The following is a 23,332-nucleotide window of genomic DNA, read 5'->3' as shown; positions in this document are numbered from 1 at the left end:
GGGACAGGGGGAAGCAGCGACGTGGACACAGGGGCCGACCGCGAGCCGCGCCAGGAACGCAGCCGGGCCACCCGAGCCCGACTGCTGGAGGCCGCCGTGGCCTGCCTGGCCGAGGAGGGCACGGCCGGCGCCACCGTGGGCGCGGTCGCGCGGCGGGCCGGGGTGTCGCGCGGGGCCGCCCAGCACCACTTCCCCACCCGCGAGGACCTCTTTCTGGCCGTGCTGCGGCACATGCTCGACAGCCGCGGCGCGGAGCTGCGGCGCGGCGCGGCCGCCGTCCCCGAGGGCGGCGGCCGCACCGAGGCGGTCGTGCAGATGGTCGTGGACGCCTTCACCGGAACGGACTTCCGCGCCGCCCTCCAGCTGTGGTCGGCCGCCGCCAGCGACCCGGTCCTGCGCGAGCGCATCATCCCCATGGAGGAGCGGATGGGCCGGGAGATCCACCGGGCCGCCGTGGAACTGCTGGGGGTGGACGAGTCGGTCCCCGGGGTCCGCGAGACCGTCCAGGCCACCCTCGACCTGGCACGCGGCCTGGGACTGGCCAACCTGCTCACCGACGACGGGCCCCGGCGCCGCCGGATCGTGCGCCAGTGGGCGCGCACCCTGGACGGGCAACTGCGGACCCCGGCACCGTGAACCGGCTACCTCGACGGCACGGAGCGTGCTTATCATCGAAGCGGCGCGGGGCCACGGGCCCGCGCCGAACGTCATCCCCGGACCGGACAAGGCGGTGTGAAGGTGAGCGCGGATGCGGGCAGGGACCTTCCGGACCTGGCCAGGCGGGCGTTGGACGCCTTCGCCGAGAGCGCCTCGCGCCGCAGGGACCGCGACGCCCTGATGGACAACGCCTTCGCCGCCCTCTTCGCCCTGTACCGGGCGACCACGCCCGCGCAGCGCAGATCCCCGGGCGGCCAGGAGTTCAGCGCCACCCTGGCCGAGCTGCTGGTGGGCGGCAGCAACCCCGACCGGCTCGGCCTGTACGTGGTCCGCACCCAGACCGCGGCCGAGAACGGCGAGCACGAGGCCTACCGCCCCGCCTGCTGGCGGCGGTCCATGCTGGAGCTGCTCGGCGAGGAGTTCGTGCCCTGGGAGGCCTTCCTGCGCCCGGGCGACCTGGAGGCCCTGCCGCGCATCGACGAGGCCCTCACCGCGGTGGCGGGCCGGGCGCGGCCGGTCAACGAGGAGGAGGTCCCCTCCTGGGTGCCCGAGTCGCACTGGTGGTGGTGGGAGCCCGCCCGCCAGCGCGGCGAGGAGGCCCCCGAACGCCATGACAGCGGCACCCTGGACGCCGTCGGGGACTGAGCGTGCCGGGCACGCGCCGCCGCGGTCTCTCACGCACCAGCTGACGCGGTCCTGGCGGCGACGAGGTCCCGGTACCAGGCGAAGGAGTCCTTGGGGGTGCGCGCCTGGGTGGCGTGGTCCACGTGCACCAGCCCGAAGCGCTGGTGGTAGCCCTCGGCCCACTCGAAGTTGTCGGTGAGCGTCCACACGAAGTACCCGCGCACGTCCGCGCCCCGCTCCCGCGCGGCCTCCACGGCGGCCACGTGCCCCTCCAGGTAGGCGATCCGCTCGGGGTCGGCGATCCGCCCTCCGGGGGAGACCCGGTCCTCGTGGGAACAGCCGTTCTCGGTGACGTACAGCGGCGGCAGCGCCTCACCGTGGCGCTCGCGCAGCAGGTCGATCATCCGGCCCAGCCCCTCGGGCACCACCGGCCACCCGAACGCGGTCACCGGCGCCCCGGCGACCTCACCGAACCCGAACGGCAGTCCCGACCCCTCGTCGGGCGCGGTGGCCACGGTGGGGTTGTAGTAGTTGACCCCGAGGCCGTCCGCGCTGCCCGCGACCGCCTTCAGGTCGCCCTCGCGCACGCCGGGGACCTCCGCGACGCCGAAGGCCGACAGGTCCGGGTAGGCGCCGGTCAGCACGGGGTCGGTGAACAGCCGGTTGTGCAGGGTGTCGTAGGCGTGCGCGGCGGCGGCGTCGGCCTCGGAGCCGGTGGCGGGGCTGACGGGGGAGTAGTTGTTGGTGAGCAGTGCCTCCAGGCCGCGCGAGCGCAGCTCCCCGGCGGCCAGCCCGTGCGCGAGCAGCATGTGGTGGGCCACCCGCATCACCTCGGGCACCGCCAGGGTCCGCCCCGGGGCGTGGACGCCGAGCGCGTGCCCGTAGGTGGTGTGCACCAGGGGCTCGTTCAGGGTGATCCACCGGTCCACCCGGTCGCCGAGGCGGTCGGAGGCCGCCGCCGCGTACTCGGCGAACGCGTACGCCGTGTCGCGTTCGCTCCAACCGCCCGCATCCTCCAGCGCCTGGGGCAGGTCCCAGTGGAACAGCGTCGGCACCGGGGTGATCCCCCGGGCCAGCAGCGCGTCCACCAGGCGGTCGTAGAAGTCCAGGCCGGCCCCGTTCACCGCGCCGCGCCCGGTCGGTACGACCCGGGGCCAGGCGAGCGAGAACCGGTAGGCGTTCACCCCGAGCCGGTCGAGCAGTTCCACGTCCTCGGCCCACCGGTGGTAGTGGTCGCAGGCCGGGGCGGGGCTGTGCCCGTCGCGGACCGCGCCCGGGCGCTCGGCGAAGACGTCCCACACCGACGGGCCGCGCCCGTCCGCGTCGAGGGCGCCCTCGATCTGGAAGGCGGAGGAGGCCACTCCCCACAGGAACGGTGACGACATGGACGGTACCTGCCTTTCGCTGGGTCTGACGGGGTGAACGGGGGTCGAGGAGCGGACAGGAGGGGACGCGTGGAACCGGCGGGGACTCATGCCACACCCCGGATCCGCCACACCAGCACCCCGCCCAGCAGGCTGAGCAGCCCGCACACGGTGTACAGGACCGGGTAGCCGCCCAGGTGGACCACGATCGGACCGGCCAGGGCCGGGGCGATGACCTGCGGTCCGGCGCTGGCGATGTTGACGATCCCCAGGTCCTTGGCCCGCCCGCCGGCGCTCGGCAGGACCTCGGTGACCAGGGCGTTGTCCACGGACAGGTAGACGCCGAAGCCGACCCCCAGCACCACCGCGCACACCAGACTCATCGGCCACGTCGGAAACGCGGCGATCAGGAAGGCGGGCACCGCCGAGACCACCCCGGACAGGCACACCATCCCCCTGCGGCGGCCGATGCGGTCCGAGACCAGACCGGCCAGCACGGTCGTGGCCACGACCGCCGCCGTGTACACGGCGATCAGCACCAGCAGCCCGTCCGCGGCCGAGGAACCGGGGAACAGCTCCTCGTAGCCCACCGCGTCGGTGAGGAAGTAGAGCAGGTAGAGGGTGAACATGGCGTTGCCCGTCTGCATGAGGAAACGGGTCAGCCACGCCCAGCCGAAGTCGGGGTGGCGGCGCGGGGACACCCACAGCCCGCGCGCGAACCCGCTCCAGGAGGGGCGCGCCTCGCGGGGCAGCGGCGGGTCGGGGGCCAGCAGCGCGAACGGCAGGACGCACAGGACGGTCAGCGCGCCGAGGAGGGCGTAGCCGGGGGCGATCCCCGTGACCACCACGGTCACCAGGAGCACCGCCACCACCACGCCCGCCGACTGCGGTACGCCGATCCACCCCGAGACCACGCCGCGCTGGCGGACCGGCACGTGGTCGGGCACGGCCGCGAGCAGGGTCGCGTTCAGGCAGGACAGCGCGGCCTGGACGAAGGACCACCCCACCAGGACGCCGAGGACGCCGTCCTGTCGGCCGAGCACCACCAGTCCCAGACCGCCCAGGAGCGCACCGGCCAGGATCCAGGGGCGTCGGCGCCCGAACCGGCCGGTGGTCCGGTCGGACAGGGCCCCGGCCAGCGGGGTGCCCAGGGTGGAGCAGGCCGCGCCCGCCCCGGTCACCCAGGCCAGGGCGGTCTCCTTGGCGTCGGGGGCGAGCAGGCCGACCTGTTCGGGCAGCAGGACCTGGAGCGGGCCGAAGAAGGCCATCCACATGCCGAGGTTGGCCAGGCTGATCCCGGCCACCCACAGGCGGCGCACGGGTCTGGTGGGTTCGGCGAGAGCGGCGGGCGTTCGCGGGGAGGGGGAGGGCTGCGCGGGGGGTGGGCGCACGTGTGACCTACCTAACATGAATGCGTCTCATGTTAGGAGGCCCGCCTCGCCGAGGAAAGACCCGCGGCGGGGTCGGTTCGCGGCGCACCGGCGCACCGGCGCGGTCCCGAGGCCCCTCGTGCGCGGCGGTGGGTTCGGCGTCCCCAGTTGTGTAGTCAAGTTTGACCAGTGGACTCGGGGAGGACTACCCTCGCAAAGTAATCAAACTTGACTAATGGGAGGTGCGCGTGGCCGCAGCGGACACCGCGCGGGCGGACGGCGGCAAGGAGGGGGACACGGGGCAGGAGCGGCCGGAGGCGGCCGTTCGGGCCAACGAGACGACCGTTCCGCTGCTGCCGTGCGTCTCGGCCGAGGAGACCCTGGAGTTCTACCGGGCGCTCGGCTTCGAGGTCACCTACGAGCAGACCAGGCCCTACCTCTACCTGGCCTTCCGCTGGAGCGGGTTCGAACTGCACTACGGCCGCGCCTCGAAGGACCTGGACCCGGGGCTGGAGAACAGCGGCGGCTGCATGGTCGTGGTCGACGCGGTCGCGCCCTACCACGCCGCCCTCACGCAGGCCATGCGCCGGGCCTACGGCAGGGTCCTGGCCAAGGGTCTGCCCCGCATCACGCGCCACCGGCCGGGCGCCAGCCGCTTCACGCTCATGGACCCCTCGGGCAACTCGCTCATCTTCATCCAGCGCGGCGAACCCGAGAGGCTGGAGTACGGCGGCTCCGGGGAACTCGACGGGCTCGCCCGCGTCCTGGACGGCGCGCGGATCCTGCGCGACTTCAAGACCGACGACCTCGCCGCCTTCCGGCGGATCCGCTCCGGACTGAAACGGCACGGGGACCGGGCGCCCGCGGTGGAGCGGGCGCTGGCACTGGCCATGCTCATCGAACTCGCGGTCGCCCTCGGCGAGGAGGAGGGCGTCCAGGAGTGGCGGGAGCGGCTGGGCGCGATCACCCTCACCGGCGGTGAGCTGAGCAGGGTCGAGGGGGAGTTGCGCAACGCCTCCGCGCTGCGGAGCTGGCTCGGCACGCGGCCCCCGGAGGCGGACGGGAACTGAGGGGTCGCCTCAACCGGAGGGGGACGCCTCCGGCTCCTCGCCGGTGAGGACGCCCTCGTAGGGGTCGCCCCCCTCACCGGCGAAGGAGTAGGCGCCGCCCTCGATCCGCCGGATCAGCGAGCGCGTCCACGCCGCGTCCGACTCCGCGGAGTGCACCCACATGTCCATGATCTCGCCGATGTGGCCCGCCTGTCCGGGCCCCTCCTCCGGGGCGTAGTGGGCGACCACGCCCCCGCGCCACTCCTCCAGGCCCTCGACCCGCCGCCTCAGCAGGTCGACCGCCTCCCGCCGGGGCAGATCGACGACGAAGCCCAGACCGGCCGAGAGCACGTCCGTGTGCGCGTCGTGCGAAGACACCGCCCGGCGCAGCAGGGCGAAGTACTCCCGGGTGCCCTCCCCGGTGGTCTCGTACTCGGTCCGGGGCGGACCCCCGGCGGTGGACGGCGCGGTCTCGTGGGCGTGCAGCAGCCCCTGCCGGGCCATCTGCTTGAGCGCGTGGTAGATCGACCCCGGCTTGGCGTTGGACCACTCGTGCGCGCCCCAGGACTCCAGGTCGTTGCGCACCTGGTAGCCGTGCGCCCGCCCGCGCAGGCGGACCGCCCCCAGGACCAGCAGCCGGATGGCCGACATCCACACCCCTCATCCCACCAGCGCGTCCGCACCCTTCTGAGGCCCGCGCCCTTCGACTCCGACCAGCCTATCCACGCGCCCGCGCCCGCGCCGGCCCGCGCCCCCTGCCGCCTCCCCCGTGCCCTGACGGGCGCCGGCACGGGGGAGGGGCGTCGGCGCGACGGAGGGTTCTCAGCCGCGCCCGGGGACCGGGTCGCCCTGGCGGGCGTGCTCGCCGCCCAGCGCGATCGGCGCGGCCAGCCACTCGTCGCGCAGGCCGAACGCGTTCACCAGCTGCACGGCGTAGGGGCGCAGGCCCCGGCACAGGTCGTTGACCGCCTGGGTGACCGCCTTGGCCCGCGAGGTGGAGAGCCGCTCGTGCTCCAGGAACCACGCGCGGTCCTCCTCGACCACCGACATCACGTACAGGTCGCACAGCCGGTTGAGCAGCTTGGCGGTCGCGGTGTCCCCGCAGCGGTCGATCCCCGCCACGAACGCCTCCAGCACCACCCGGTCCATGTGCGCGCGGCCCGCGGCGAGCACGTGGTCCTGGGCGCGGTTGAACACGTCGAAGGCGTCCTCGCCGTTCCTGCCGGACCTGCGCAGCCGCGCGGCCAGGCCCTCGATGACGTGCTTCTCGCGGTCCTCCAGCAGCTCCAGCTGCCAACCCCGGTTGTACAGGCTGGCCTCCTCGCCGCGCCCCGGGGCGGCCGCGACGAGCCGCTCGATCAGCGGGATCGCGGCGGTGCGCTCGATGACCGTCTCGAAGACCTTGCCCGCCATGAACCGGGCCAGCCCCAGCTGGTCCAGGTCGCCGAACGAGTCCTTGAAGTTGGTCAGCAGGCCCTTGGTGAGCTGCTGGAGCAGGACCGTGTTGTCGCCCTCGAACGTGGTGAAGATGTCGGAGTCGGCCTTGAGCTGAGGGATCCGGTTCTCGGACAGGTACCCGGCGCCGCCGCACGCCTCCCGGCAGGTCTGGATGGTCTGGCTGGCGTGCCAGGTGGCCACCGCCTTGAGCCCGGCCGCCCGCGACTCCAGTTCGCGCTGGGCGTGCTCGTCGCGCTCGGGGGAGCGGGACAGCTCGTGCAGCCGGGTGACCAGCTCCTCCTGCGCGAAGTGCAGCGCGTAGGTGCGGGCCAGGGCGGGCAGCAGCTTGCGCTGGTGCGCCAGGTAGTCCAGGACGCGCACCTCCCGCTCGGGCCGCCCCTCGCCGTCGGGCCGGGTGAACTGGCGGCGGGTGTCGCCGTAGCGCACCGCGATGGTCAGCGCGGCCTTGGCCGCGCTCCCCGCGCCGCCCGCCACGCTGATCCGGCCCCGGACCAGGGTTCCGAGCATGGTGAAGAAGCGTCGGCCCTTGCTCTCGATGGGGCTGGAGTAGGTGCCGTCGGCGGCCACGTCCCCGTACCGGTTGAGCAGGTTGGTGCGCGGCACCCGCACGTGGTCGAACTCCAGCCGTCCGTTGTCCACGCCGTTGAGTCCGGCCTTGGGGCCGCAGTCGCCGATGCGCACGCCCGGCATCGGCCTGCCCCGCCCGTCCCGGATCGGGACCACCAGGGCGTGCACGCCGTGCTCCTCGCCACCGGTGCTCAGCTGGGCGAACACCACCGCCAGGCGGCCGTCGCGGGCCGCGTTGCCGATGTAGTCCTTGCGCGCCGCCTCGTCGGGGGTGTGGACCACGAACTCCTCGGTGTCGGGGTCGTAGACGGCCGTGGTGCGCAGGCCCTGCACGTCCGAGCCGTGGCCGGTCTCGGTCATCGCGAAGCAGCCGGGCAGCTCCATCGACATCGCGCCGGGCAGGTACTCGGCGTGGTGGGCCTCGGTGCCCAGGGCGCTGATCGCCCCGCCGAACAGCCCCCACTGCACGCCCATCTTCACCATGAGCGACAGGTCGTTGACCAGCATCTCGAAGCCGACCACGGACGCGCCGACGTCGTCGCGTCCGCCCACCGAGGCGGGGAAGCCGTAGGCGGGCAGGTCGGTCTTGGCCAGGGCTTTGAGCTGGGCGAGCGTGCGGGCGCGGTGCTCCTCCATCGACAGCCCGTACACGGGGGCGTACAGGTCTCCCCGCAGGGCGTCGCGCATGTGTTCGCGCACGTGGGCCCAGCGGCCGTCGAGGAGGCCGCGCAGCTCGGCCTCGTCCACTCTCAGCGCCTGTTCGTTCATGTGCTCCCCCTGTGGTCCTGGCTGACGCGGCCGGTCCGTGCCCGCCGCGAGGGGCGGGTCGCGCACGGAACCGTACCCGCGGGTACACGACCAACGTTAGGGGCGGATGGGAGGTCAGACGGCCAGGGAGGCGGTCGCGGGGTCCCGGGCGGCGGTCGCGGCGGCGTCCACCCGGCGCAGGAGCTCGTCCAGGGACAGGCCGAGCGCGTCGGCGATCGCCGCGACCGTGAAGAAGGTGGGGGTGGGGATGCGCCCGCCCTCGATCTTGCGCAGGGTCTCGACCGAGATCCGGGCCTCGCGCGCGACGTCGACCATCGTGCGCTCCGCGCGGGCCCGGCGGAGCAGGGCGCCCAGGAGACGCCCGCGCTCGATCTGGTCTGCGGTCAGCGGTTCACGCACCATGCGGACGAGTCTAACGCCACGGCGCCGGATCGGTATATCAATGCCGGTGGTGCCGTACCGCGCACGGACGGCAGCGGAGAACCCGGGGTCCGGCGCCGAGACGCCTCTCCCCCATCCGCTGTCCGGGCCCGCCGGGCACAGGACCGCCGCGCGGACGGGTCGGTCGTGCATTCCCGCTTCGCCGTGTTCACGGTAGCGGTCGGCCCAGCGTTGGGCGGTGGTGGTGCTGGTCTGGAAGCGTTCGGCGGCCCGGCGCGGCGGCCACCGGTCCTCCACGACGCAGCGGGCCAGGGTCAGGCGCCCAGCGGGTGTGAGGCGGGCGTTGGCGTGGGCGGTGCGGGACATCGAGGGTCTTCCGGTCCGGTGGGAGGTGTCGTAATCCACACCGCTGCCGGAGGTCCTCTTCGTGCGCGCCCCAACACGATCGGGGGCCCAGGGCAGCGCCTGGCTCGGATGAGCGTTCGGGTCCCCTCGCGCCGCCGTCACATAGTCCGGGCCCAGCCGCACGGGCCCCCACGGAAGTGGCGGATCTGCCCATGCCCGGCGTCAGCTGGACCGCGTCGATCGTGTCCGGGCCAGACGCCACTTCTCCCGACGCCCCACTTCTCGGGGGATACCGGCCCTGACCCGGTGGGAACCGGCCTCGTCAGCCCGCTCCTTGGGTAGAAACAACCGCCGGTCCAGCGGGACCGGGGCTCTGTCGGTGACCGCGTGCGGGCTCACCCCCCGCCTGGCACGGCGACTTCTCGCCCAACGCTCCGCACCACCGGCGCACCGCCCCCGCTGAGCGGTTCCCGGCCCTGGAGAAGGAGGTGCCGTCGATCACCCACGCATCGGGGTCGATGGCCTGGCTGACCCCGGTGGCGAACCGGCGCCGCACGGGGGTGCGGTCCCGGGGCGTGGAGGCCACGAACTGTCGTAGGGCCTGCATGTTGCCGTCGGGCAGACGTTCAACCGTGGGCTGGATGGACTTGCGCCGACCGTCGAGCACCAGTCCGCGCAGGTAGCACTGGCCCGGGCCCGGGAGTCCTGAGGGGGATGGGCGCGAATACCTCGGCGCAGAACGCGCCGAGGTATTCGCGGAGATCTTCAACAGCTGCCGGGTCCACCCGCCTATGACGGAGCAACCGGAACCAGAAATCAGGAACTTAATAAAGTTCTACTGGGTCAGCAGCTTTGATCCCCTGGGCGCTCTTTTCGGTCCGGTCCCTATGTCGTGACGACGATCTTGCCGGTGTGAATCCCCTTCTCGAGGTGGCGATGTGCCTCGACGATGTCGTCGAGGGTGAACACCCTGTCGATGGCTGGCTGTAGTGCCCCGAGGCGTACACCGGCGTTCAGGAAAGCCGACATGCGCTTGACCACGACATCGTCGAGAGTGTGCTCGAAGCTCTGGTAGCTGAAAACCGTCAGAGGCGCGCCTGTCGGGAAGGGCGCGGGCTGGGGGTCCAGGAAGCCCGCGGCGACCAGGGTTCCACCGGGGCGGGCCGCGGCCAGGAGGTCCTGCTGGCCGGGGCCCATGACGAGATCGAGGATGATGTCGGCGCCGGTTCCGCCGGTGTGGTGGTGGACGGCTTCGGCGATGTCCGCCTCATCGGTGGCGATGGCTGCGGCCGCACCCGCTGCGAGCAGGACGTCCTTCTTCGCGGCGCTCCGGGTGACGGCGATGGGAACAGCGCCGATCTGGTTGGCGATCTGTACCGCCGCCCGTCCGACGCTGCCGGACGCGGCTGTGATGAGGACGTGGTCGCCGGGCAGCATCCGCGCCTTCTCGACGAGCGCGCCGAAGGCGGTGGAGAAGGCCACCCATATCGCTGCCGCCTCCGCGACCCCGAGTGAGGCAGGCCGGACGATGACCCTGTCGGCGGGGACCGTGGTGTATTCGGCGTAACTGCCCCGGACGCCGGCGTCCGGTATGGCCGTGAGGATGACCGGGTCGCCGATCTTCAGCCCCGGGACCCGCGGGCCGAGTGCGTCGACGACGCCGGTTCCTTCGATACCGAGGCGAGCGTGTGGCAGGGGGACAGGTGCGGGCGAGGTACCGGAACGCATCATCTGGTCGAGCGGGTTGACGGCGAAGGCTTCGATCCTGACCCTTACCTCGCCGGAACCGGGCTCGGAGACCGGTTCTTCGACGATGTGCATGGTTTCCGGACCGCCGAACTCGTCGAAGACGACGACTCTTGGCATGTAACTCCTCCTCTTTCCGTGCCGGTTTTTTCCTCGTGGACGACGTTACGGAACGGCTGGTTACCTTTTGGTACCTTCGACTTCATGCAGAATTTGGCTGAATCAGCCTTGCTCGCCGACTGCCCCACCCGCCTGGCGGTCGAGATCATCTCCGACAAGTGGGCCGCGCTCGTGCTCTTCGGGATCAGCCAGGGGGCTCGTAGGCACGGTGAACTCGTCGACCTGATCGGCGGCATCTCGCGCAAGGTCCTCACCCAGACGTTGCGCCGGCTCCAGCAGTACGGCCTGGTCGAGCGCCGTGTGGAAGCTCCGAGGCGGGTTGAGTACAGCCTGACCGACCTTGGCTGGACCCTCATCGAGCCGATCGAGGTGCTGACGGACTGGGCGAGGGATCATGGCGGAACCGTCGCCGACTTCCAGGAGGCGGCGCAGGCCGATGCCGCTACTCGGACACGAATCGACGCCGACCGGTCGGCGTCGTAGCCGGTACAGCGCGCTGTCGGCAACGAGCGGCGAAGCAGGTGACGAGGAGCTGGTCATCAGACGCCGGGAAGCACACGTTTCGCAGCACGGAGTGGTCACTCTCCTGTCGATGCAGGGCCACCTGTCACTTCCCGCGCGTGTGCGACCGGGCGGGGGTTTGCCCGCCGTCGGTGTGGTGCCCCGGCCGACCGGGCGGGCCCGGGCAGGAAGAGGGCTGTGAACAGGCCGATCGCCATTGCGCTTGTCGCTATCAGAAAGGAGATGCGGAAGCCGCACATGCTGGGGACGGGAACGCCGTTGAACTGGTGTGCGGTGGTGGAGAGGATCCCGCCGATGACGGCGCTGGAGAGCGAGGAGCCGATCGAGCGCATCAGCGTGTTGAGGCCGTTGGCCGAGCCCGTCTGCGTGGCGGGGACCACGCCGACGATCAGGGCGGGTAGGGAGGAGTAGGCGAGACCGATGCCCACACCCAGGACCGCCGTGATGATGAGGCTTTGCCAGGGTGCGTTCATGAGGCTGAGGCCGACTCCGTAGCCGATCGCAACGATCGACATGCCGAGGATCAAGGTGCTCTTGGGGCCATGCCTCGCGGACAGCCGCGCGTAGATAGGTGCCGTGAGCATCATGGTCAGGCCGAGCGGTGCCAGGTACAGGCCCGCGGTCACCATTGACTGGCCGAGGCCGTATCCGGTGGCCTTCGGCAACTGGAGCAGTTGGGGAAGGACCATCGAGACGACCAGGTATGAGGCACCGACCATGATCGAGGCGAGGTTGGTGAAAAGCACCGCGGGACGGGCCATCGTGTGCAGGTCCACCAGCGGTGCGTCGAGGCGCAGTTCCAGCACGCCCCACAAGATGAGCACGACGACCGCCGCGGTGAACAGTCCGAGGGTGGTGCTGGAGGTCCAGCCCCAGTGGCTTCCCTTGGTGACCGGCAGCAGGAAGAGGGTGAGGGCGGCGGACAGGCCGACCGCGCCCAGGAGGTCGAAGGTGCCGTGTGTGGAAACCGGTGACTCGGGGACGACGATGAGGATCAGCGCGATGCACAAAAGGCCAAGACCTGCGGCGCCGTAGAAGAGGGCGTGCCAGTCGGCGTGCTGGGCGACCAAGCCCGAGGCGGGCAGGGCGAGACTCCCCCCGACGCCCATGGAGGAGCTGATCAGGGCCATCGCAGAGCCGAGTTCTTCGCGGGGAACTATGTCACGCGCCAAGCTGATGCTGAGGGGTATCGCGCTCATCGCGAAGCCCTGGAGGGCCCGGCCCGTGATCATCACAAGCGGATCGTCGGTGACGGCGCTGACGAGTGCGCCGACGACCATCACCGCGAGGCTGAGGATCAGCATGCGGCGCTTGCCGTGGAGGTCACCCAGGCGTCCCATGACTGGCGTGGCGACGGCGCCTGAGAGAAGCGTCGAGGTGATGACCCAGGTCGCGTTGTGAGGCTCGGTGCCCAGGAGTTGCGGCAGATCCTTGATCAGAGGAATGAGCATGGTCTGCATCACTGAAACCACGATGCCCGTGAAGGCGAGCACCGGGATGAGGGCCCTGGTCGCGGGCCCGGCGGTCGACGTTCGTGTCATGTGGGGTGCTCTCCAGGCCGGGCTCCGTGAACGGAGCCCGATTGAACGGCTCGCCCCGTGGCCCTCAGACGGGCCGCGCTTGACGGCGTCGGGCCTGCCATCGGGGCGTGGAGGACCTCACGCCCGCCCAGTGCGAACGTGAGGGGACCAAACGGGGCAGGTGCGCCCTATTCCGAGGCGGCTTCTGCCCAGGGGCCGAGGGCAAACCCATCGCCGCTCCGCCGGACCTCCAGGGCTCCGGCGCCGCCGAAGTGCGCGGGGACGAGCAGTTCGTGTGCTTCAGCCGCCCGCTCCAGGATCCGACGGCGACTGGCCGCTGCTTGTGCCGGGTCGAGGCAAGCGCTGCTGTTGCAGCATGGATCAAGGATCTGGACCGGGCTGTGCAGGAGATCCCCGGCGAAGACCGCACGGTCGGTGCCGGAAGCAAGACTCAGCACGGAGGAGCCGGGCGTGTGCCCTGGCGCGGACTCCAAGGTGAGGTGTTCGTCGATCCGGTACCGGCCGTCCCACAGCACGGACTGCCCGGCCTGGTGAATGGGGGCGATGCTGTCCTCGTAGATGAGGCGGTCGACTTCCTGCACACCGTTGCCGTACCCGTTGCCGGGACCGTAGTGGAAGTCGTCCGCGGCCGGGATGAGGTATCGGGCATTGGGGAATGCCGGTGTCCACTCCCCGTCCGCCTCGACGGTGTTCCATCCGACGTGGTCGACGTGCAGGTGCGTGTTGACCACGACGTCGACGTCCTGAGGACGGATACCGGCCCGCTCCAGCAGGCCGAGGAAGTCACTCTGCGCGTTGTGGAAGGGCCCCATACCCGGTCGTACGCGCCCGTTGCCCGCTCCGGTGTCGACCAGGACGATCCGGCCTGCGCTGCGCAGAACCCAGCTCTGCAGAGCGGTCACCACCAAGCCGCTGTCCGGTTCCCAGTGGTCCGGCGCCAGCCAGTCCGCGTTGTCCTTCCACACGTCGTCGGGGGCTGCTGGGAGGAAGGCGGAGGGAGGCAGGAACGGCTGGTGCCACTCGACGACCCGGATGACCTCGACATCCCCCAGCACCATGGTCTGTACACGCTCGTTGTCGTTGATCACGCAAACGACCTTAAGGAAGGTCTAGTGAGCGTCTCAATAATCATTCGGATCAATTGGATACGCATCCGTATCAGCCTTCATGCGAAGGATACTCTGAACAGATGGATGTGGTGAGCGACGCGATCTCTGCTGTGCACCTCGGGCACCCTTGGTTCCACCGGCTGCGGACGCGTGAGAGCTGGTGCACGCGGCTTGACCCGTACGACGGTGCGGGTTTCCACATCGTCCTCAAGGGCGGCTGCTGGCTACTGACCGATGGTGGCACCCCGGTATCCCTCGGTGTGGGAGACGCGGTGCTCCTCCCGCACGGCACCGGCCATGTGATCGCCGATTCCCCCGTGGACGCGGCGATGGCGAACAGGGCGGTCCCGTTCGAGCAATGGCTTGCCGACACGGAGCGGCAAGCCGAACCGGACCACTACGGCACGGAGATGCTCTCCGGCAAATACTGGCTCGACTGCAGCCGCATGCACCCGCTGATGGCGGAACTGCCCGAGGTCGTCCACCTGCCCAGCCAAGTAGGCAGCCACCTCGAACTCCGCGCCGCGATCGATCTGCTCGCCGGTGAGCTGGACGAGGTGCGGCCCGGCTCCTGCATGGCACTTCCGAACCTGCTCGACCTCCTCCTCGTCTACATGATCCGCTCATGGATGGCAGCGACCACCAGCGGAGCCTGGCCCCGCGCACTGGGCGACCCGGTGACGGCCACCGCCCTGCGGGCGATGCACTCGAAGCCCGCCGCGCAGTGGAGCAACGACCTCCTGGCAGCGGAGGCGGGCGTCTCCCGTCCCACCTTGGCGCGCCGGTTCACCACACACGTCGGCCGCCCCCCGATGGCATACCTGACCTGGTGGCGAGTGGTCCTTGCCGCCACCATGCTCCGTGACACCGCGGAAACGCTGGCCACCATCGCCAGACGGGTCGGCTACGGCAGCCCGTACGCGCTCTCCCACGCCTTCACGCGGGAGTTCGGTACAACACCAGGGCGCTATCGAGCGCAGGCCGCCGGTCGATCCGGTGCCGTCACGGGTCCTTGACAGCAGCCGGTACCACAGTCTTTGTGAAGTCGACCGTGGCGACGGTTCGTATCCTGACGGCTTCTGCCGTTCCGGAGGCGGGAGCGGCGGGGAACCCTCTCGCTCCTACCTCGCAGACGGGTCGATCACGCTCGATTCGTCCAACCGGTCCGGAGCATCCGCGGTGAACGCTCTCCCGACCAGGTCCGGACGGGTGTCCGCTCCCGTGGCCGGGGCGGTGGTGCGCGGGCGGCCGAGCCGGGCGATGCTGGAAAGCCGGCGCTGACTCGAGGATCGCGTCGGCCCGGCGCGGTTCCCGCGCCTCGCGCTCGAGCGTTGACGGGGGTTTTCTGAATCCCCTGCGCCCATGGAGAAGGGCGCCGGGGACCGGTGCGCGACGACCAACCTCGACGCCCTTTCCGGCCGCGTTCTAGGCCAGTCCCGGCACGGCCAGCTCCAGGCGGCCCCCGTCCGCGTCGAGCAGTGCGGGCACCCCCAGCGGCACCGTGAGCTGGGCCGCGCAGTGACCGAACTCCAGCCCCCACAGCACCGGCACCCCCAGCGGCTCCAGCCGGTCGCGCATCAGCTCGGCGACCACCTCCGGTCCCGGCGGGCAGTCCGTCCACGAGCCCAGGGCCACCCCGGCCAGTCCGTCCGCCCACCCCGTGCGCAACAGGTGCGTGAGCATCCGGTCGAGCCGGGCCACGTCCTCGCCGACGTCCTCCAGCAGCAGGATGCCGCCGGATGCCGACAGGCGGCTGTGCGGCGTGGCCAGACCGTCGTTGAGCAGGCTCAGGTTCCCGCCGAAGGTCACCCCCTCGGCCCGCCCCGGCACCAGCGCGTGAGCTCCCGGCGAGGTCAGCACGGTCCGCCGCTCGGGCTCGAACAGGGTGGCGCGCAGCTCCTCCTGGGCCACCGGATCGCCCACGAAGTACCCCGTGCCGACCACGGGCCCGTGCACCGTGGCCACGCCCAGCTCCACCGCGAACGCCTCGTGCAGCGCCGTGATGTCGCTGAACCCGACCAGCGCCTTGGGCTCGGCCCGGCGCATCGCGTCGAAGTCCAGCAGGTCCACCGTCCGGTGCGCCCCGTCGCCGCCGCGCACGCACAGCACCGCGTCCACGTCCGGGTCGCACCAGGCCTCCTGGAGGTCGGCGGCCCGCGTGGCGTCCGCCCCGGCCAGATAGGGCAGCCGCGGGTGGCGTTCGCGCACGTGCGGGGCCAGCTCCACCTCCAGCCCCCAGCCGCGCAGCGTTCCCACCGCGGCCTCCAGCCGCTCCGCGGGAACCGGGCTGCACGGGGCGACCAGACGCACCCGGTCGCCCTCCCGCAGGCGCGGCGGACGGACCAGCGCGCGCACACCCCGCGCGTCCGCGACCCGCACCACCGCGTCCGCCATCTCGGTCATCGCCTCTCCCACCCCGGGCCCTCTCCCTCGCTCGTGCGCGCCACCGGACGCGACGCCTCTCCCCACCACTGCTGCTCGGACACTCCCGAGACCGGCTCTGCGGAAGCCGCGTCCCGCGCAGTCCGGCCCCCGCCCCCAGCCTCCCAGCCGACCAGGGGTTCGGCCGCTCAGGCGCGCAGGAACGTGTCCAGCGCGCGCACCCCGAAGCGCAGCCCCTCCAGCGGCACCCGCTCGTCCACGCCGTGCAGCAGACCCGAGTAGTCCAGGCCCTCGGGCTGGGCCAGGGGCGAGAATCCGTAGCAGTCGATGCCCAGCCGGGAGAACACCTTGGCGTCGGTGCCCCCGGACAGGCACACCGGCACCACGTGGGCCCCGGGGTCGTGCAGCAGCAGGGCCTCGCGCAGCTCCGCGAACGCGGGGGAGTCCACGGGCGCGGACACCGGCGGCGAACCGTGCGCGTACTCCCAGGTCACCCGGTCGCCGGTGAGCTCCTCCATGACCGCGGCGAACTGCTCCTCCGCGCCGGGCAGCACCCGGCCGTCCACACCCGCCGTGGCCTCCCCCGGCACCACGTTCACCTTGTACCCGGCCGAGAACATCGTGGGCGTCGCGCTGTTGCGCGTGGTCGGGCCGATCAGCGGCGCGGCCGTCCCCAGGCTGGCGACCAGGGCGTCCACCGCCTCCGCGGTCGCCGTGTCACCGGGGAAGCGCTCCACCTCCAGGGCCGCGGCGATCGCGTCGATCGCCGCACGGGTGACGGGGGTCAGGTGCAGCGGCCACTCGTAGCCGTCGATCCGGGCCAGGGCCGCGGCCAGGGCGCCGATCGCGTTGTCGCGCGGCGGTCGGGAACCGTGCCCGGCCGTGCCCTGGGCGCGCAGGTTCAGCCAGGCGCTGCCGCGCTCGGCCGCGCCCACCGGGTACAGGCGCACCGGCTCCCCGGAGGCGGTGCGGGCGTGGATGGTCTCCCCGCCGCCCTCGCCGATCGCGGTGGTGCAGCCCTCGAACAGCTCGGCGTGCTCGCGGACCAGGTAGTCGGCGCCGTAGGCGGCGCTGTCCTCCTCGTCGGCGACGAAGGCCAGCACGATGTCGCGCCGGGGCCGCAGCCCGTGGCGCGCCCAGTGGCGCACCACGGCGGTGACCGTGGCGATGGTGTTCTTCATGTCCACCGCGCCGCGCCCCCACAGCGCGGGCACACCGGTGACGGGGCAGTCGGCGACCTCACCGGCGAAGGGGGGCAGCGTCCAGCCGGCCGCGTCGGCGGGCACCACGTCCAGGTGGCCGTGCACCAGCAGCGCCGGGGCCGAGGGGTCGGTGCCGGGGACGCGCACGACCACGTTCGCGCGCCGGGGGGCCGACTCCAGCAGCAGGGGGTCCAGTCCGGCGTCGCCCAGGGCCTCGGCGACGTACTCGGCGGCCTCGCGCTCGTCGCCCTGACCGCCGCCGTGGTTGGTGGAGTCGCGGCGGAGGAGCCCTCGGGCCAGGTGGACGGCGTCCTCCCCGGCCGCCGCGAGGCCGTCGGCCCCCTCCGGGAAGCCGTCGGTTCTCTCTGGGAAGGAAGTGGCGATGTGGCCCACGAGCGCGCCTCGCTCTCGCTGAGGTGTCAGTAACGGGGGAGGACCTTAGTGACCAGTGGTGACGAAGTGGTGCTCCCCGGCACAGTTCTACCAGCCCCGCCCGCCGTGCCCCGGCATTCGCGGGCGGCGGACCCCCGCGGCCCCGGACCCGGCCTCAGCCGTAGCGCTCCTCCATGGCGTTGGAGATGAGCGTGGTGACCGCCTTGAAGCAGCGGATCATCTCGTAGGCGTCCGGGGAGACGTACCGGACACGCCGCACCCCCGTGCGCGTGACGCCCGGGACGATGGCGGCGGCCTGGGCCAGCTGCGCGGAGTCCACCTCCACCTCCACGGCCCGGGGCTCGGGCCCGACGGGGTCCAGGCGCCCGGCCAGGGTCATGGCGGCGCGCGCCCCGGCCCGGATGTCCCGCGCGGTCGCGGCCGGGGGAGGGCAGCGGGCGGCGTACCGGCTGACGTGTTCCTTGACCGCGACCGTCCGCGCGAACGGGGCGTAGGTCGCGGCGTCCTCACAGGCGCGGTCGTCCCCCGTGACCAGGATGACCGGGGTGCCGTACTCGGCGACCACCGCGGCGTTGAGACGGCCCTCGCTGGCGGGTTCTCCGTCCAGCCACACACCGGTCACCGCGTTGGGCAGGTAGGTGTGCGCCAGCACGCCCTCGTCACCGGCGCCGCAGTGGTAGCCGAGGAACACCACGCCGTCGCAGTCGCCGGACTGCACGCCCTCGACCATGGACAGCTCCTTGTGCCGCCCGGTGATCATCGCGGCGTCGGTGTTGAGCTCCTCCAGCAGGAGGTTGCGCATGGTCGCGTGCGCCTCGTTGACCAGCACCTCGGTGGCGCCGCCCTCCAGCAGGCCCTCGACGGCGGCGTTGACGTCGCTGGTGAACATGGCGCGGCAGCGCTGCCACTGCTCGGTGCCGGGCTCGACGTCGGCGGGCCAGGTGACGCCCGTGGCGCCCTCCATGTCGGCGGAGATGAGGATCTTCACCCGCACGACCCTACGCCCCGGTCCCCTTCCGCGGCCACGTCCGGACGCCGCGTTCCGCCCGGGGCGTACGGGAGGGGACCGGGGCGGCGGTCACGGCAGGGTGAGGATCTCCGCGCCGGACTCGGTGATGACCAGGGTGTGCTCGAACTGGGCGGTCCACCTGCGATCGGCCGTCACGGCCGTCCAGCCGTCGTCCCACATGTCGTACTCCACGCCGCCGAGCGTGATCATCGGCTCGATCGTGAAGGTCATCCCCGGCTCCATGACGGTGTCCGCGCGCGGGTCGTCGTAGTGCGGCACCACCAGACCCGAGTGGAACTCCGGTCCCACGCCGTGCCCGGTGAAGTCGCGGACCACGCCGTAGCCGAAGCGCTTGGCGTAGGACTCGATGACCCGGCCGATCACGTTGATCCGGCGGCCCGGCCGGCACGCCTTGATCCCGCGCATCATGGCCTCGTGGGTGCGCTCGACCAGCAGCCGGTGCTCCTCCGAGACGTTCCCGGCCAGGAAGGTGGCGTTGGTGTCGCCGTGCACACCGTCCCGGTAGGCGGTGATGTCGATGTTGACGATGTCGCCGTCGGAGACCACGGTGTCGTCGGGGATGCCGTGGCAGATCACCTCGTTGAGCGAGGAGCACAGCGACTTGGGGTAGCCCTTGTAGCCCAGCGGGCTGGGGTAGGCCCCGTGGTCCAGCAGGAACTCGTGGCCGATCCGGTCCAGCTCGTCGGTGGTCACGCCGGGCCGGACGTTGCGGCCGACCTCCTCCAGCGCTTGGGCCGCCAGCCGTCCCACCACGCGCATCCGCTCGATGGTCTCGGGGGTCTGCACGTCGCCCAGAACCCCCTCCACGGGGTGCTTCCGTCCGACGTACTCCGGGCGGACGATGTGGGAGGGAACCGAACGTTGTGGCGAGATTCGCCCAGGAACCAGCGGAGTAGTCATGGACACTGATTGTAGTTCGTGGGTCGGCCCCGCGGTCCTGGACGATGCCCCTCCCCCACGGGTGTAGGGGACGTCCGGGCCTGGGTAGGTCCCCCGGAAAGCACGTTCCCGTCCGGGCGGCGTCCCGTAGAAAGCGAGTCACGGTGAGCGAGGACACTCAGCTGGACGACAAGTGGTGGTACTGCCTCCGGCACAACCGGGTGGAGCACGGTCCCGGCTGCCCCAACAAGGAGCGCATGGGCCCCTATCCGGACGAGGCCACCGCCGCCAGCGCGCTGGCCATCGCCGCCCGGCGCAACGAGGCCTGGGACGAGGCCGACGAGGAGGAGCGGTGAACACCGCTCACGCGCGCTCCGGATCCACCGCGCGGCGCCGTGCCGGGGGCGCCTTCCACCGGCGTCTCTGACAGGATCGGCGCATGACTGAACAGAGCACGTCCGCGGGCGCGGACATCGCCGGGCTGTCCGTCGCCGTCCTGGGCGGAACCGGGGACCAGGGCCGGGGCCTGGCCCGCCGCCTCGCCCTGGCGGGGCACACCGTCCACCTCGGCTCGCGCAGCGCCGAACGCGCCGACAAGGCCGCCCGGGAACTGGTGGAGGCCGAGTCCACCCCGATCGACGTGCGCGGCCTGGACAACGCCTCGGCCGCCGCTGAAGGCGACGTCGTCATCGTCGCCGTGCCCTGGGACGGCCACCGGGAGCTGCTGGAGCAGCTGGCCGCTCCGCTGGCGGGCAAGATCGTCGTGGACTGCGTCAACCCCCTCGGCTTCGACAAGAAGGGCCCCTTCGCCCTCGACGTCGCCGAGGGCAGCGCCGCCCAGCAGGCCGCCGAGGTGCTGCCCGACAGCCGTGTCACGGCCGCCTTCCACCACGTGTCCGCCGTGGTGCTGCTGGACCCCGAGGTCGAGGAGGTGGACCTCGACGTCCTGGTGCTGGGGGAGGACCGCGAGGCCACCGACGTGGTGCGCGCCCTGGCCGAGCGGATCCCGGGGGTGCGCGGCGTCTTCGGCGGCCGCCTGCGCAACGCCCACCAGGTCGAGGCCCTGACCGCCAACCTCATCGCGGTGAACCGCCGCTACAAGACCCACGCGGGCATCCGCATCACCGGTCTGTAGTCCCCGGACCCGCGGCCCCCGAGCGCCCCGGCCCCGCGGGAGCGCGTCGCACCGACCGCCTCCGGACCGCCCGGTGCTCCCGTCCGCGCACGCGTACGGCGCCGGTCCCCGCCGCGGGGACCGGCGCCGCTGCGCCGGGCGCGCCCAGCCGCCAGGGGCCGGGGTCAGGACACCCACTCCTTGACCTTGCCGACCAGGGCGGCCGGGTTCTCGCCCACGGGGGTCACGTTGAGCTGGGTCACCCCGGCGGCCCGGAAGGCCTCCACGCGCTCGCGCACGTAGGACTCCGGGCCGACCATGTTGGTCAGTTCCACGAACTCCTCGGGCACGGCGGCCGCGGCCTCGTCCCTCTTCCCCGCCAGGTACAGGTCCTGGACCTTCTCGGCGGCCTCCTCGTAGCCGTAGCGGCGGGCGACCGTGTTGTAGAAGTTCTTCCCCTTGGCGCCCATGCCGCCGACGTACAGGGCGATCATCGGCCGTACGAGGTCCAGCAGCCTCTTGGTGTCCTCACCCTCGCCGATGGCGAGCAGACCGCCCGCGGAGACCTCCAACCCGCCCAGAGACGGGTCGCGTCTGGCCCTGCCCTCGGCCAGCGCCTCGCCCCACACCCTGTCGGCCTTCTCGGGGATGAACAGGTGCGGGAGCCAGCCGTCGGCGATCTCCGCGGTCAGCGCCACGTTCTTCACACCCAGGGAGGCCACGTAGACGGGGATCCGGGGGCGCACGGGGTGGTTGATGATCTTGAGCGGCCTGCCGAGACCGGTCCCCCTCTCCGGGGGCAGCGGCAGCTGGAAGACGGCGCCGTCGTGGGTGAGGCGGTCCTCGCGCGCCCAGACCTTGCGGCAGATCTCGATGGTCTCGCGGGTGCGGGCGAGCGGCTTGACGTAGGGGACGCCGTGGAAGCCCTCGACGACCTGAGGGCCGCTGGCGCCCAGGCCGAGGACGGCCCGCCCGCCGGACAGGTCGTCCAGCCCGGCGGCGGTCATCGCGATGAGCGTCGGGGTGCGGGTGTACAGCGGCAGGATCGCCGAGCCGATGGCCACGGTCTCGGTGCGGGCGGCGATGTAGCCCATCAGGGTGGGGCTGTCGAACCCGTAGGCCTCGGCGACCCACACGGTGTCGAGACCGGCCTTCTCCAGTTCGACCACCTGGTCGACGGAGGCCTTGGGGTCGCCCGCGTACTGGAGCGGCATCGAGACGCGCATCTGTCCTCCCGGGAGGGCCGGACCCCCGGCCCGTCGGCGCTGGGTACGGTGCGACTCTACTCCCGGGTACGGTTCACTCCCGAGTACGGTTCGGTCTGTTGCCCGGCTCACGTACCACGGGACCCCCGGCGCCACACCGCCGGTCGGGCGGACCCGACCGGCGGTGCTCACCGGCGTCCGGAGAGGGGAGGGCTCACCCCGCCCCTCAACCGGCGTAGGAGTGGCGCTCCTCGGGGAACGCCCCGTTGACGACCTCGTCGGCGTAGGCCGAGGCCGCCTCGCGCAGCGTCTCGTGCAGGTTGGCGTAGGTCTTGACGAACTTGGCCACCTTCGGGCTCAGCCCGGCCATGTCCTGCCACACCAGCACCTGGGCGTCCGTGGACGGACCGGCGCCGATGCCCACGGTCGGGATGGACAGCTGCTCGGTCACCTGCGCGGCCAGCTCGGCGGGCACGCACTCCAGCACGACCGCGAACGCGCCCGCGCGCTCCATCTCCTTGGCGTCCTTGAGCAGTCCGGCAGCGGCCTCGCCGCGGCCCTGCACCCGGTAGCCGCCCAGGGTGTTCACCGACTGGGGGGTCAGGCCCAGGTGCGCCATCACCGGCACGCCCGCCGAGACCAGCAGCTCCACCTGGGGGACCACCGCGTGGCCGCCCTCCAGCTTCACCGCCTGCGCCCCGCCCTCCTTCATGAACCGCGAGGCCGCCTCCAGCGCCTGCTGGGGGGAGGCCTGGTAGGAGCCGAAGGGCAGGTCGGCCACGACGAGCGCCCGCCGGGTGGAGCGGGACACCGCCGCGGTCAGCGGGAGGAGTTCGTCCACCGTCACCGGGACGGTGGTGTCGTAGCCGTAGACGACGTTGGCCGCCGAGTCGCCGACCAGCAGGACCGGGATCCCGGCCTCGTCGAAGACCCGGGCGGTGAGCGCGTCGTAGGCGGTCAGCATCGGCCAGCGCTCGCCGCGCCCCTTGGCGGCGGCCAGGTCGCGGATGGTGACGCGTCGGCTGGTGACCCCGCCGTACAGGGTGTTTCCTGTCGGGGCCCCGGTCGGGGCGAGGGGCTTTCCTGTGGTGCTCATGTGCTATCCCTCCGTTGTCTCGAAGCACCTCGCGGGTGTCTCCGGACGTGTGGACGAATGGTGTCGTCGCGCTCGCGCGCTGGGCGGCCGAGGGGGCCGCGGGCGGTCCGCGGGGGACCGGGCGGGTGCGGGAGGAGGCGGGAACCGGCGTACGCGGACGACCGGGCGCGGCCACCGCACGCAAGCATCATCGCATGCCCGCTCCGCGCCTCTCCGCACCGGCTACAACCCGGTCCGACGGTCGGATGTTTCCCGACGGGAACGCTCCCGCCTTCCGCCGGGAGCGGCCCGTGCTCCCCGCCGGAACCGCCCCGCAGGCGGCCGACGTCCTCCCGCCGGAACCGGTCCGAACACGGCCGACACACCGTTCGCGGCCCCCCGAAGCGCGCGGTCGGCGCGGTTCGCGGGTA

23 protein-coding genes and 1 pseudogene are annotated in these 23,332 nt (G+C 72.2%); 7 read left to right on the top strand and 17 right to left on the bottom strand.

Annotated elements, in window-relative coordinates:
- Positions 1-21 precede the first annotated feature (21 nt).
- Together NDAS_RS15935 and NDAS_RS15930 are read left to right on the top strand one after the other, a co-directional pair.
- Complete coding sequence (locus tag NDAS_RS15935; RefSeq protein ID WP_013154240.1) at positions 22-636, top strand: TetR/AcrR family transcriptional regulator; 615 nt, start codon at positions 22-24, stop codon at positions 634-636.
- Positions 637-732: 96 nt separating this feature from the next.
- Complete coding sequence (locus NDAS_RS15930; RefSeq protein ID WP_041552808.1) at positions 733-1,302, top strand: hypothetical protein; 570 nt, start codon at positions 733-735, stop codon at positions 1,300-1,302.
- A gap of 29 nt (positions 1,303-1,331) precedes the next feature.
- Here the strand turns inward: NDAS_RS15930 and NDAS_RS15925 are convergent, their stop codons facing one another.
- Positions 1,332-2,666, bottom strand: coding sequence for a GH1 family beta-glucosidase (locus NDAS_RS15925; protein WP_013154238.1), 1,335 nt, complete (start codon positions 2,664-2,666; stop codon positions 1,332-1,334).
- Between the two features lie 86 nt (positions 2,667-2,752).
- The gene (locus NDAS_RS15920) at positions 2,753-4,036 is read right to left on the bottom strand and encodes an MFS transporter (RefSeq protein WP_041552807.1); all 1,284 of its coding nucleotides are present in this window, start codon (positions 4,034-4,036) and stop codon (positions 2,753-2,755) included.
- Between the two features lie 227 nt (positions 4,037-4,263).
- On the opposite strand from NDAS_RS15920, the gene NDAS_RS15915 reads away from it, so the two are divergent.
- Positions 4,264-5,085: a VOC family protein gene (locus NDAS_RS15915; protein WP_013154236.1), complete on the top strand. Its 822-nt coding sequence runs from the start codon at positions 4,264-4,266 to the stop codon at positions 5,083-5,085.
- A 9-nt stretch (positions 5,086-5,094) separates the two neighbouring features.
- On the opposite strand, the gene NDAS_RS15910 is transcribed toward NDAS_RS15915, so the two are convergent.
- The 7 genes and pseudogenes from NDAS_RS15910 to NDAS_RS15895 all read right to left on the bottom strand — a co-directional run bounded on the left by NDAS_RS15910 (position 5,095) and on the right by NDAS_RS15895 (position 10,449).
- Entirely contained in the window at positions 5,095-5,715 is a 621-nt protein-coding gene (locus NDAS_RS15910) for a PadR family transcriptional regulator (RefSeq protein ID WP_013154235.1), read from the bottom strand.
- Between the two features lie 171 nt (positions 5,716-5,886).
- Positions 5,887-7,857, bottom strand: a complete 1,971-nt coding sequence (locus NDAS_RS15905; RefSeq protein WP_013154234.1) for an acyl-CoA dehydrogenase family protein — start codon at positions 7,855-7,857, stop codon at positions 5,887-5,889.
- 114 nt (positions 7,858-7,971) lie between these two features.
- Complete coding sequence (locus tag NDAS_RS28635; protein ID WP_013154233.1) at positions 7,972-8,259, bottom strand: helix-turn-helix domain-containing protein; 288 nt, start codon at positions 8,257-8,259, stop codon at positions 7,972-7,974.
- A gap of 150 nt (positions 8,260-8,409) precedes the next feature.
- A pseudogene (locus NDAS_RS28630) lies at positions 8,410-8,604 on the bottom strand (helix-turn-helix domain-containing protein); the annotation flags it as partial.
- Positions 8,605-8,805: 201 nt separating this feature from the next.
- The gene (locus tag NDAS_RS29715) at positions 8,806-8,982 is read right to left on the bottom strand and encodes a transposase (RefSeq protein ID WP_081461746.1); all 177 of its coding nucleotides are present in this window, start codon (positions 8,980-8,982) and stop codon (positions 8,806-8,808) included.
- Entirely contained in the window at positions 8,906-9,250 is a 345-nt protein-coding gene (locus NDAS_RS29710) for a transposase (RefSeq protein ID WP_167539498.1), read from the bottom strand. Before NDAS_RS29710 ends, NDAS_RS29715 begins: the two co-directional genes overlap by 77 nt.
- A 218-nt stretch (positions 9,251-9,468) precedes the next feature.
- Positions 9,469-10,449 carry a zinc-dependent alcohol dehydrogenase family protein gene (locus tag NDAS_RS15895; RefSeq protein ID WP_013154232.1) on the bottom strand — a complete coding sequence of 327 codons (981 nt, stop codon included), beginning with the start codon at positions 10,447-10,449 and terminating at the stop codon, positions 9,469-9,471.
- A gap of 84 nt (positions 10,450-10,533) precedes the next feature.
- Between NDAS_RS15895 and NDAS_RS15890 the strand changes: the two genes are divergently transcribed.
- Positions 10,534-10,932, top strand: coding sequence for a winged helix-turn-helix transcriptional regulator (locus NDAS_RS15890; RefSeq protein ID WP_013154231.1), 399 nt, complete (start codon positions 10,534-10,536; stop codon positions 10,930-10,932).
- Positions 10,933-11,027: 95 nt separating this feature from the next.
- Here NDAS_RS15890 and NDAS_RS15885 read toward each other — a convergent pair whose 3' ends face one another.
- Positions 11,028-12,512: an MFS transporter gene (locus NDAS_RS15885; RefSeq protein ID WP_013154230.1), complete on the bottom strand. Its 1,485-nt coding sequence runs from the start codon at positions 12,510-12,512 to the stop codon at positions 11,028-11,030.
- Between the two features lie 167 nt (positions 12,513-12,679).
- Complete coding sequence (locus NDAS_RS15880) at positions 12,680-13,600, bottom strand: MBL fold metallo-hydrolase (protein WP_013154229.1); 921 nt, start codon at positions 13,598-13,600, stop codon at positions 12,680-12,682.
- Positions 13,601-13,701: 101 nt separating this feature from the next.
- On the opposite strand from NDAS_RS15880, the gene NDAS_RS15875 reads away from it, so the two are divergent.
- Complete coding sequence (locus tag NDAS_RS15875; protein WP_013154228.1) at positions 13,702-14,637, top strand: AraC family transcriptional regulator; 936 nt, start codon at positions 13,702-13,704, stop codon at positions 14,635-14,637.
- Positions 14,638-15,046: 409 nt separating this feature from the next.
- Here NDAS_RS15875 and NDAS_RS15870 read toward each other — a convergent pair whose 3' ends face one another.
- From NDAS_RS15870 to map, 4 genes are all read right to left on the bottom strand, one after another.
- Positions 15,047-16,024 (bottom strand): S66 peptidase family protein, encoded by a 978-nt coding sequence (locus tag NDAS_RS15870; RefSeq protein ID WP_013154227.1) that lies wholly within the window; start codon positions 16,022-16,024, stop codon positions 15,047-15,049.
- A 167-nt stretch (positions 16,025-16,191) separates the two neighbouring features.
- A complete protein-coding gene (locus tag NDAS_RS15865; RefSeq protein ID WP_013154226.1) occupies positions 16,192-17,598 on the bottom strand; it encodes a M20/M25/M40 family metallo-hydrolase in 1,407 nt (468 codons plus the stop codon).
- A 154-nt stretch (positions 17,599-17,752) separates the two neighbouring features.
- Entirely contained in the window at positions 17,753-18,586 is an 834-nt protein-coding gene (locus tag NDAS_RS15860) for a M55 family metallopeptidase (RefSeq protein WP_013154225.1), read from the bottom strand.
- Between the two features lie 90 nt (positions 18,587-18,676).
- Positions 18,677-19,528: a type I methionyl aminopeptidase gene (map, locus tag NDAS_RS15855; RefSeq protein WP_081461744.1), complete on the bottom strand. Its 852-nt coding sequence runs from the start codon at positions 19,526-19,528 to the stop codon at positions 18,677-18,679.
- A gap of 143 nt (positions 19,529-19,671) precedes the next feature.
- On the opposite strand from map, the gene NDAS_RS15850 reads away from it, so the two are divergent.
- Positions 19,672-19,863 carry a hypothetical protein gene (locus NDAS_RS15850; RefSeq protein ID WP_013154223.1) on the top strand — a complete coding sequence of 64 codons (192 nt, stop codon included), beginning with the start codon at positions 19,672-19,674 and terminating at the stop codon, positions 19,861-19,863.
- 83 nt (positions 19,864-19,946) lie between these two features.
- Positions 19,947-20,642: an NADPH-dependent F420 reductase gene (npdG, locus tag NDAS_RS15845; protein ID WP_013154222.1), complete on the top strand. Its 696-nt coding sequence runs from the start codon at positions 19,947-19,949 to the stop codon at positions 20,640-20,642.
- 164 nt (positions 20,643-20,806) lie between these two features.
- Here the strand turns inward: npdG and NDAS_RS15840 are convergent, their stop codons facing one another.
- Together NDAS_RS15840 and panB are read right to left on the bottom strand one after the other, a co-directional pair.
- Positions 20,807-21,847 (bottom strand): LLM class F420-dependent oxidoreductase, encoded by a 1,041-nt coding sequence (locus tag NDAS_RS15840; RefSeq protein WP_013154221.1) that lies wholly within the window; start codon positions 21,845-21,847, stop codon positions 20,807-20,809.
- 205 nt (positions 21,848-22,052) lie between these two features.
- Positions 22,053-22,922: a 3-methyl-2-oxobutanoate hydroxymethyltransferase gene (panB, locus tag NDAS_RS15835; RefSeq protein WP_013154220.1), complete on the bottom strand. Its 870-nt coding sequence runs from the start codon at positions 22,920-22,922 to the stop codon at positions 22,053-22,055.
- Positions 22,923-23,332: the final 410 nt, after the last annotated feature.

This window comes from Nocardiopsis dassonvillei subsp. dassonvillei DSM 43111, from assembly GCF_000092985.1.
In the GTDB taxonomy this organism is placed as follows: Bacteria; Actinomycetota; Actinomycetes; order Streptosporangiales; family Streptosporangiaceae; genus Nocardiopsis; species Nocardiopsis dassonvillei.
Note: the sequence above shows the minus strand (reverse complement) of the source record. Positions and strands in the feature narration are given on the sequence as shown.